The sequence below is a fragment of the Carnobacterium viridans genome, from assembly GCF_900102725.1.
Classification (GTDB): Bacteria; Bacillota; Bacilli; order Lactobacillales; family Carnobacteriaceae; genus Carnobacterium_B; species Carnobacterium_B viridans.
The window spans coordinates 2,451,847-2,460,345 of record NZ_FNJW01000008.1 but is presented as its reverse complement, the minus strand read 5'-3'; the positions used below and the strand labels follow the sequence as shown (position 1 = coordinate 2,460,345).

The 8,499-nt window shown below is 34.1% G+C and carries 23 protein-coding genes; 4 read left to right on the top strand and 19 right to left on the bottom strand.

What is annotated here, in order from left to right; all coding sequences use genetic code 11:
• Positions 1-40: 40 nt before the first annotated feature.
• The 19 genes from BLT48_RS13410 to BLT48_RS13335 all read right to left on the bottom strand — a co-directional run bounded on the left by BLT48_RS13410 (position 41) and on the right by BLT48_RS13335 (position 6,580).
• On the bottom strand, positions 41-328 hold the full coding sequence (locus BLT48_RS13410; RefSeq protein ID WP_089978607.1) for a hypothetical protein: 288 nt from the start codon (positions 326-328) through the stop codon (positions 41-43).
• Positions 329-420: 92 nt separating this feature from the next.
• Positions 421-606 carry a hypothetical protein gene (locus BLT48_RS13405; RefSeq protein ID WP_089978605.1) on the bottom strand — a complete coding sequence of 62 codons (186 nt, stop codon included), beginning with the start codon at positions 604-606 and terminating at the stop codon, positions 421-423.
• 235 nt (positions 607-841) lie between these two features.
• Positions 842-1,021 (bottom strand): hypothetical protein, encoded by a 180-nt coding sequence (locus BLT48_RS13400; protein WP_089978603.1) that lies wholly within the window; start codon positions 1,019-1,021, stop codon positions 842-844.
• Between the two features lie 8 nt (positions 1,022-1,029).
• On the bottom strand, positions 1,030-1,212 hold the full coding sequence (locus BLT48_RS14000; protein ID WP_089978601.1) for a hypothetical protein: 183 nt from the start codon (positions 1,210-1,212) through the stop codon (positions 1,030-1,032).
• 2 nt (positions 1,213-1,214) lie between these two features.
• Positions 1,215-1,547, bottom strand: coding sequence for a hypothetical protein (locus BLT48_RS13390; protein ID WP_089978598.1), 333 nt, complete (start codon positions 1,545-1,547; stop codon positions 1,215-1,217).
• Positions 1,544-2,080 (bottom strand): hypothetical protein, encoded by a 537-nt coding sequence (locus BLT48_RS13385; protein WP_089978596.1) that lies wholly within the window; start codon positions 2,078-2,080, stop codon positions 1,544-1,546. The genes BLT48_RS13390 and BLT48_RS13385 overlap by 4 nt, the downstream gene beginning before the upstream one ends.
• Entirely contained in the window at positions 2,046-2,222 is a 177-nt protein-coding gene (locus BLT48_RS13995; protein WP_176944144.1) for a hypothetical protein, read from the bottom strand. Before BLT48_RS13995 ends, BLT48_RS13385 begins: the two co-directional genes overlap by 35 nt.
• Positions 2,223-2,266: 44 nt before the next feature.
• Positions 2,267-2,440 (bottom strand): hypothetical protein, encoded by a 174-nt coding sequence (locus tag BLT48_RS13990; protein ID WP_176944143.1) that lies wholly within the window; start codon positions 2,438-2,440, stop codon positions 2,267-2,269.
• 365 nt (positions 2,441-2,805) lie between these two features.
• Complete coding sequence (locus BLT48_RS13375; RefSeq protein ID WP_089978592.1) at positions 2,806-2,985, bottom strand: hypothetical protein; 180 nt, start codon at positions 2,983-2,985, stop codon at positions 2,806-2,808.
• 38 nt (positions 2,986-3,023) lie between these two features.
• Entirely contained in the window at positions 3,024-3,524 is a 501-nt protein-coding gene (locus BLT48_RS13370) for a hypothetical protein (protein ID WP_089978529.1), read from the bottom strand.
• A gap of 20 nt (positions 3,525-3,544) precedes the next feature.
• Positions 3,545-4,144: an AAA family ATPase gene (locus tag BLT48_RS13365; RefSeq protein ID WP_089978589.1), complete on the bottom strand. Its 600-nt coding sequence runs from the start codon at positions 4,142-4,144 to the stop codon at positions 3,545-3,547.
• A 103-nt stretch (positions 4,145-4,247) separates the two neighbouring features.
• The gene (locus tag BLT48_RS13360) at positions 4,248-4,724 is read right to left on the bottom strand and encodes a siphovirus Gp157 family protein (RefSeq protein ID WP_089978525.1); all 477 of its coding nucleotides are present in this window, start codon (positions 4,722-4,724) and stop codon (positions 4,248-4,250) included.
• Complete coding sequence (locus tag BLT48_RS13355) at positions 4,724-4,924, bottom strand: hypothetical protein (protein WP_089978522.1); 201 nt, start codon at positions 4,922-4,924, stop codon at positions 4,724-4,726. The genes BLT48_RS13360 and BLT48_RS13355 overlap by 1 nt, the downstream gene beginning before the upstream one ends.
• Positions 4,925-4,999: 75 nt before the next feature.
• Entirely contained in the window at positions 5,000-5,254 is a 255-nt protein-coding gene (locus BLT48_RS13350; protein WP_089978521.1) for an RNA-dependent RNA polymerase family protein, read from the bottom strand.
• Complete coding sequence (locus BLT48_RS13345; RefSeq protein ID WP_089978519.1) at positions 5,251-5,487, bottom strand: hypothetical protein; 237 nt, start codon at positions 5,485-5,487, stop codon at positions 5,251-5,253. The genes BLT48_RS13350 and BLT48_RS13345 overlap by 4 nt, the downstream gene beginning before the upstream one ends.
• Before the next feature lie 149 nt (positions 5,488-5,636).
• The gene (locus BLT48_RS13985; RefSeq protein ID WP_176944134.1) at positions 5,637-5,813 is read right to left on the bottom strand and encodes a hypothetical protein; all 177 of its coding nucleotides are present in this window, start codon (positions 5,811-5,813) and stop codon (positions 5,637-5,639) included.
• A 14-nt stretch (positions 5,814-5,827) separates the two neighbouring features.
• A complete protein-coding gene (locus tag BLT48_RS13340; protein ID WP_089978517.1) occupies positions 5,828-6,046 on the bottom strand; it encodes a hypothetical protein in 219 nt (72 codons plus the stop codon).
• A 172-nt stretch (positions 6,047-6,218) separates the two neighbouring features.
• A complete protein-coding gene (locus tag BLT48_RS13980) occupies positions 6,219-6,374 on the bottom strand; it encodes a hypothetical protein (RefSeq protein WP_176944133.1) in 156 nt (51 codons plus the stop codon).
• A 14-nt stretch (positions 6,375-6,388) separates the two neighbouring features.
• Entirely contained in the window at positions 6,389-6,580 is a 192-nt protein-coding gene (locus BLT48_RS13335) for a hypothetical protein (protein ID WP_089978514.1), read from the bottom strand.
• Positions 6,581-6,854: 274 nt separating this feature from the next.
• Between BLT48_RS13335 and BLT48_RS13330 the strand changes: the two genes are divergently transcribed.
• The 4 genes from BLT48_RS13330 to BLT48_RS13315 all read left to right on the top strand — a co-directional run bounded on the left by BLT48_RS13330 (position 6,855) and on the right by BLT48_RS13315 (position 8,499).
• On the top strand, positions 6,855-7,175 hold the full coding sequence (locus BLT48_RS13330; RefSeq protein WP_089978513.1) for a helix-turn-helix domain-containing protein: 321 nt from the start codon (positions 6,855-6,857) through the stop codon (positions 7,173-7,175).
• A gap of 10 nt (positions 7,176-7,185) precedes the next feature.
• Positions 7,186-7,530 (top strand): ImmA/IrrE family metallo-endopeptidase, encoded by a 345-nt coding sequence (locus BLT48_RS13325; RefSeq protein WP_089978511.1) that lies wholly within the window; start codon positions 7,186-7,188, stop codon positions 7,528-7,530.
• Between the two features lie 63 nt (positions 7,531-7,593).
• Positions 7,594-7,797: a hypothetical protein gene (locus BLT48_RS13320; protein WP_089978510.1), complete on the top strand. Its 204-nt coding sequence runs from the start codon at positions 7,594-7,596 to the stop codon at positions 7,795-7,797.
• Between the two features lie 69 nt (positions 7,798-7,866).
• The gene (locus tag BLT48_RS13315; protein WP_089978508.1) at positions 7,867-8,499 is read left to right on the top strand and encodes a DUF4352 domain-containing protein; all 633 of its coding nucleotides are present in this window, start codon (positions 7,867-7,869) and stop codon (positions 8,497-8,499) included.

Genomic DNA, 8,499 nt, shown 5'->3' with positions numbered 1-8,499 from the left:
TTTTTTCCGTTCGCTTGTAGTTGCTTAATAATTTCGGCTGTTACAAAACTTTTTCCTGTTCTGCTCCACCAATTAATACAGATGTTTGATTTGATAAACATTTCTGCAAGGCGTTAAGTTGTTCTTTTGACGACGATATTTGTTTAGATAAACGATGTTCATATACGACGTTATGCGTCTTTTGTGACTTCGGCATATGGTTGATGATGTCATGAAGCTTGATTGTTTCGACTGTTGTTAAAAAGAAGGGTTCTTTGTAAATAACTACGCCTGTTCCTTCTAAATTTTCTTGATACATCGGTACGATATCACTTCTATCCTTTTGCATACGTTCAGTTACTTCATGATAAATGCGAGCTTGTTTCTTCTTGTTTTGGTGTATAAGGTATTTCGTGAGTTAAAATGATTTGTTTAGCGCGTTTAAAAGCTACTCGATCCAAATCCATCAGTATTTGAAAAGGATTTTTTTGCACTAACATTCTTTTTGAAGAAAGACAGAGAATCGTATCCCTCTGCCCGGCCTTCATAGTTGTACTTGTTTTTTGCATGAGAATAGGTAAATGTTTGTTTGATATTTGATTCTAAAGATTGCGTAAAAGGTTTCATCGGTAAATCGCCTCCACTTCTTTTCAGGTAGTCCGTCTGCCGATGCCTGCGAACGAGTTGCATTGATTAGTTCGGAAGCTTCTGTATGCCATTGTTCTAATTCTGGATTACTTAGTGTGTCACGTAAGAACATGTAAGCTTGACGATATTTTTCGTTACGCTCACCTTCTCGTAAACCACATTCATTATTTCGTGTACGATTCTAGCTTGATCATGATTGAAATCCATTAGTGATTTATTGCTTTTTCGGCTTAATGTCATACACATTTGCATATTTTTGAGCCAATGGTTTTTCTTTAGCAAATTGAGAAACATTTACAAAACCACCAATTACAGTTGATACGTGGGATTGAACTAGTGGATAACCCATTAATTGAGAAAGCTTTTTGCTAGCATTGTCTATTTCTAAATCCAAAAGTGCTGCTACACCTTCAACTGTGTTTTTTGTAATTCTTCTTTAGACATTTCTGTATCTGCAATAAGGATGATTCTCCATCTTTTAGAATTGTCAAAGTAATATTTAGCTGTTGGGTAAATGATTCCAAAGAAGTCTTGTAGTTCTAGTTTCTTCTCGATTTCTTCCCTTGTATATTCGCCATCATCCACATCTATTGAAATAAGTCTTTTACACCTTGATAATTGGAGTCTTTTCGGTCATCGTTTCGATAAGAACCATCTAAGAAATAAGCAAGGTTGTGTTTTTTTATGTGTTTGTATTCTTCTTCGGTTGTTGCTCCTAAAAGAAGTTCTACTCCATGTACCTTTTGTTCTTCTATTTCGTCAACGTCTGCCAAGAACGATTTAAGGCTCTCAGAAGGACTGTTGTTCATTTGGCTTGTAACGTAACCAGTTTGGATGTTGAATGGCATAGTTGTTGATAAAACGTCTTGTAGTAGGAGTTTCTTGTTCTTTCTCATGTTTAGACTCTGCATCTTCTTCATTTTTTTAGTTCTTCTGCAAATAAATCTTCTTCATCCATGTAATTGAATCCATTAAAGAAGAATGCAGATTCAGGTATTACAATCCATCGCGCGTTTTCTTTACCTATCTTTTTGTTTTTGTTTAATTGATAAATGCCGATTTCTGTCGTTTCTTTTAAGGTAGTTGCGAGGTCTTGCGAACCGACAACTTGTTTGTATTGTGTAGGCTTCATATACCAGTTTGTTTCGATTTTTATTTGAACTGAACCACTCAAACGTGCCAAAGCTTCTACCATTTCTGTTTCTGTTGATACGTTTTGTTGGTACAAAGCAAACATCATACGATCAGCAGCTTCAACTTGTTCTATTTCAGCTACTATTAATTTGGGGTCTGCGTTCGGGTTACGAGTTTGGACGAAACCTATTTCATTTTGATAACGAAACCTATGCCCTTCGTATTGAAGGTTAAGAGAAGGGTCGTCCAATATAACAATAGCTGGCTTCTGCCAAGTTAGGCGATTAGTTATTTTTTTGCCCAAGTGTTCTTTCAGCATTTTTATAAATAAGCATACTTTCTTCAAAACCATCCGCTACGTTCAAATCTAGTTTCTTTAAAGTAAAAGACGTATTTTTGTTTATGCTGGTTGTATAGTTTATTTTTTGAATAAGGATCAGTTTTTTTTCGTGTGTTTCCATTAAGAAATTTTGTGTTAGGTTTTAAGTTTGAAAATGTAGCGATATCATCTTTTTCTAAAACCTAATTCGCGCATTAATTCATAAGTTCGGTTATAGCCGCCCATGGCCAGAAATAGCACTTCTTCTTTTCCAACATGCTTTGCTAAACTTTTGGAACGGATGCGATCATATATTTTTTTTAGATTTTTTCTTGATTTGTCAAAAACTATTTCTCCCACTTGCATCCTGCCTTTCTATGTGTTATATTCAATTCAACAGAACACCCAATTTAAAAGATGTTGCCCTCAAAATTTTGTGAAAGTTACAAAAAAGAGGGTAACGTCTTTTTTTCTTATATATATTAATAATTTAGTTTACTAGGTGTAACTTTGTAACTTTTGCTTAGAAACTCTTTAATACCAACGGTTACGTAGGTTACAAGAATGGTTATGCCGAGGTTATTTTTACAAACATTTTGTAACTTTTTTTATTTTTTTGGTTATTTATTGCTCGACATAACTTTTTTGTAACCTCGCAAACCCTTGGTGCTATTGAAAAAGTTACAAGTCTTATTTTCTGTAACCATGTTTTTGTAACCTGTTTTTTAATCTGTCGAGAAGATGTATTCCGTTCTGTTTTTTCTTTTCCCTGAAATTATTCCGGATAAATGAACTCTGGAACATCCTAAAAACTCACTAGCTTCTCCCACGGTGTTGAAGACTTTTTCTTCACCTGTAAATTTATTTCTAACAGTGACTTCTTTCGAGCGTTTCCTTTTAATCATTTTTCATTTCTGTTTCACTTTTCACTTTAATAACTCCTTTAGAACGGTAAATCTAGTTCATCTTCATCAATTGAATCATCTAGTTCTGAAATTAATTGTTTAAAATCATAATTTCTGTAAGGAAAATCAGGATTCTTTTTGTTAGCTGCGATAGTTAAATCCATTTCAAACTGTTTTCCGATACCTTTCGATAATGCTTCGTTTGTCGCTACTTCATCAGCTAAGTCTTTATTTGTAAATTCAATGTCCAACATGCTGGCTAGTTTTAAAAGAGTACGTCCATTTTTGTTTAAAACAAACTCTGGCAAACCTTCATCGAAACTTAAATAAATGAATTCCATACGCCCTTTATCTTTTCCTGATACAACTTCCAAAGCAATTCCTAATTGTGTTCGGCTTGCTTTATCCACGCTCACTTGCGAAGATTTGAAGCGAACTGGATATTTACCCGCTGCTAGTTTTGAATTTGTTGCGATTGAGTCCGTTTCTGCGTTAAATCCTTCTTGTTTTACTTGTTTCAATGTGTCTAATAATCCCATTTTAATAATCCCCTTTTAGTTTAGTTTTTTTGTAAAGTTGGTAACAATTCTAATTGATCAATCGTTTGTAGGTTTCCAATAAGTTGATCTTTAGCCCTAGTCGATTGAGTAGGCTGGAGTACGATGACTCTTTTTCTTTTTTGTGTTTCTGGTTCTTTCATAATGACCATGCGCCCCACAATAGGAACAATTCCCATAATTGCGTCAAGGTTGCGAATATCTGGTTGAAATTGGGTATATACTCCGCCACTTTCTCGCGTGATTTCAACTTTCTTTTCGTGTGCAAAAAACAATAGATTTTTTTTAAGTTTTTTGAAGCTTGCGATGAAATCAAGTAGCACTCTATCGATTACTCCATAATCTTTTATTTCTGGCATGCCGCTTTTGGATAATGTTGCTTGTGCATTTAACCAGAACTTTTGGAACGTTGATAAGTTATCGATTACGATGTTGTCATACTCGTCTTTGTTCTTTACAACAAAGCGGTAAAAGTTACCTAATTCTTTATTTGGTTCTTGTGCGTCCATTGTTATGATGTCAACGTTCTCCAAATTGTGAAGAACTTGATACATGCCATCGATAGAAAACACAATCGTTTTACCAGTTAATGATTTAATCATGGTTGTTTTTACCTATGCCTGGTTCGGAATAAATAATGCATGACCAATTTTGATATTTTTTAATATCGGTTGCTTTCATTACTTCCAATCTTTCTCACCTCCCTTATCTAATCCGAATACTTCTAGTGCTTTGTAACTCAGCACCGTCTACTTTTACGCCATTATTCAAATCTTCTTTAAGGATCGTTTTATTCAATTGTGGCGGCTGTTCAATGAAATACTTAGATAGTTTCTTTTCATCAGTTACCACTACACTTGGCTGGTTTTTCTGGATGGCCACTTTGATTAATTTGCCTTGCACCTTGTCCAATCCAACTTTTTCCATTGACTCTTGGATGTAAAGTTTTAAGTTTTTAGCATTGTTTTCCATCGCTGACTTAGCAGCTTGCATCCGTTTAATTTCACTTGCATAAGCATCTACATTTGCACCTAATTGTTTAATCACGTAAGCAGTGTTTTCAACTTTGTCATTAATAGCTTCGTCAATTGAATCTAGTGTGTCTTTTAACGTTTCAGCATCTAATTGTTCAGCAATTTCTAGTACATTTTGATAGTTTTGTGTTAGTTTGTATAAATTCATTACTGCATAACCTCCGCTTCCCCAAATTGATTTTCAATATAATTTTCCAAGTCCTCTTTTAACACTAGGACTACTTTTCCGGTTTCTTCCATGATTGTATAAACTTCATCACCTGGATAAATTTCTGATTGATTCCAATCAAATGCGATGGGTCTGTCTTCTGGTGGATCTAATAAAAATCGTGGTAATTCTTCAAACATATTTATTTACCGCCTTTCATGTGGTAAACTATGGGTAACTTATTAACGTATCGGACTAATTGGAGTGGGATCCTTTTAGTCTTTTTTTTCGTAATTAGCAAAAACACCCGTTTTTACATTAGAGCTATAAAAGAAATCACTGCCGGCTACAGATAGTGCTTCATCTACTTTAGGAAAACTATTCGCATATTCCACAGCTTCTTTTTCGTTCTTACGATTTACGAATACGTTTATTTTTGCATCCTTTTCTCTCATCGCCCTAACCACCGCCAACTCTTCATCCGTCACCAACATTTCTGTATAATTGATTCCGTTTAGTTTGTATGTCAATTGTTTTCCTCCTTGATAACTAAAGATTTATGGATAAATTTCCAATCTTCTATTTCTTCTTCTGTAGGTTCAACAGAATTACAAAATATAGCAAATCCTTTTTCAGTTATTTTTTCAGCGCCATCCACAACACGAATATCTCCTCCGGTCAATCTACTACCACCAATTTCCACAAGTACCACGTCTATATCTTCACTGTCTTTTAAAAGCTCTTTTAATTCTCCAATTGTCATCGTTTATTCCTCCTTGTCAGTCTGTATCACGATTGCTACTAAACCTTTGTCTAGTAACGTCTTTCTGAACGCATATGCTCGGCTTATCTGAACGAACATGGCGACTGTGGGTAAATCTTTACTAATTACATAAAACACTTGTGAACCTCCTAATTATCAAAAGTAGCTATTGTATATGTTTTGTTAGCTTCTCTCATCTTTTCTGCAAATGCTTCAAGTTCGTTGAATCCATTTTCTAACACGCTTTCGAATCCTGAATCATCACCATATAAAATTCCTTCAATAACCATCGCTACGTCTTCTGAACTAATATGTTTTACACTCATTATTTTTTCCTCCTTTACAGTTCTATTAGTACGCCGTTAACTCCATCTGCTATACTTTTAACTTCAGAATAAGTTGATTCACCGTTAGCTTTAAATATTTTAGCTGTGTTTTGGCTAACTTTGTGTTTGTATGTGCCTATAAATTCATTACCTTTTCTAGTGAAACCAATCACTTCTATTTCGGTTACAAAAGAACCTCCTATTTTTATAACAAAGCGTCTAGTTGGATACATATTTTTCTCCTCTCATATAACCCACACATCAACCAACAAAACTAACATCATGAAGCAAGCGGTGATGAATCCGTAAAACCAGTAGAAACTATTCTTGTCTATCCTCTTGCTCCCAAAGAAGAACATATTCGAGGACCAGATTAACTTTTTGATTGTTTCTAGGGACATGTGATCATCTCCTTCTCCTCAAATTATTTAATTCTTTCAATAGTTCTAGCTGCATTTCAAGCGGAACAACCACTTTTGATAAATCCTTAATAACGTTTCCGTTTTTGTCATAGTCCGTTATGATAAAATTTATTTCTTTCTTTTTTGTTTTAGTTGCCACGGTACAAAACCTCCTTATTTGACCCCCAAGACTTTAACTATTGTCAGTAACATTACATTTGCTTTTGGACCTGTTTTTTTTCCGTTTAAAACTTCGCTTAAATATTGAGGATTTTCGTCTATCAACATAGCTAAGTGTCTTTGCGGAATAGTGTGTTCTTCTAAATGATTTAAAATCTTACTTCTCAAAGCTTGTGTTTCTGGCATCTCTACAACCTCCTAAAAATAAATTAAGAAAAATAAGCTAATTTGTAAGCTAATGATTGACCGTAAATAGCTTTTATGCTAATATAAACCCATAGCAAATAAGCGCAAAACGACCATAACAACAACGTTGGGGAACGTGTTAAAAAAATGTCGATAACTTATTAGCTAACAAACTAGCTTATGAACATAGTATAATAGCTTAAAAGTTATTTGTCAAACTAAAATAGCTTAAAAGTTAATATTTATTTTCGTGAGCCTTTGAAAGGTGATAACCATGGGAATAGTAGACAGAATAAAAATATTGTGCGATAGTCATAAAACGACTTTTGCGGAGGTTGAAAGACACGTAGGTTTATCTAATGGACAAATTAGAAGATGGGATACTGCTTCTCCAAAATTAGAGAATATAGAAAAAGTGGCTGATTACTTTGATGTTTCAGTTGACTACCTACGAGGAAAAGATACTAAAGTTACGTTGCCTACTGATTTAGATAAAGTTTTAGACGGCATGATGAGTTTTGACGGAAAACCTATGACTGAAAATGATAGAGAGTCAATTCGTGCTTATCTTGAAGGAAGATTTAGCGATAAGTGAGGGAAAATATATGGATAGCGTCTTTGATTTACTTGAACTAAATAACATTGAGTTAGTTTTGATAAGTATTGAGAGCAATGGATATTATGATCCTGCTCTAAATATCATTTTCATTAATCAACTATTAGATGAGGAAAAACAAAAAGAGGTCATCCTTCATGAATTAGGACATGTTCTTAATCATAAGGATTTAGCTTCTTTATATAGCAATAAATCATACCGTTCTAAAATGGAAAACGAAGCAACTAAGTTTATGATTAAATACTTGATAAATGAATGTGAAGGACAATTCAATTATTCGAGTGTTTTAGAAAAGTATAATTTAGGTATAGGTTGGGAAGGCAAAATTAAATAAAAGGTAACATTATAATTGGTACATGCGTTATAATGAAATCATTACATAAAAAGGAGCGATCAAATGAAGTTCGGAATGCGTAAACCAAGTTTAAAGAAATTGATTAGAGCTCGAACTACTAGCAGGGCTAAAAGAGCAATTAAAAAATCAGTCATTCCTTTCTATGGTAAAAAAGGTTCTGGATGGATTAAAGATCCTAAGAAAGCTGCTTATAATGCAGTTTACAAAAAGACAACATTCTCAATATTTGACTTGTTTAAAAAATAAAAAAATATCCCTGCCGGTTGCCAATCAGCAGGGGTAATAAAAAATACATATACATTGGAGGAATGAAAAATGGCGAAGAAGAAATTGTTTGACGAACACGGTAATGAAGTGAAAGGTAAATTAAAAAAACCTTTTTATAAGAAAGTTTGGTTCTGGGTTTTAGCTGTTATTGTTGTAGCTGCTATTGGTGGAGGTTTAGGCGGAGAAGAAACTACATCTGACACGACTGCTGCTGATACAAAAGAAACAACTGAATCAACTCCAGCTAAAGAAGAACCAACATTTAAAGTTGGCGATGTAGTGACCGTTGGAGATATGGAATATACAGTTAATGGATTGGAAGTTAGCAAATCAGTTGGTCCAAGCATCATGCCTACAGAAGCTAAAGGAACTTTCTTGATTGTGGATTTAACAGTTAAAAATAACGGAAACGAAGCTGTAATGGTTGATAGTTCTTTCTTCAAATTAAAAGAAGGTGATAAAAGTTTTGAAGCAGATGCTGCGGGTTCTATGTCTGCTAATCAAGGAGACGATGGACAAATTACAAACTCTTTCTTCTTAGAAAACTTAAATCCTGATATTGAAATGCAAGGAAAAATTGTATTTGATATTTCTGAAGAACAAGCAAACTCTACAAAAACACAATTAGAAGTTGCTACTGGCGCTTTTGGAACTGAAACAGAATTAATTAACTTACATTAA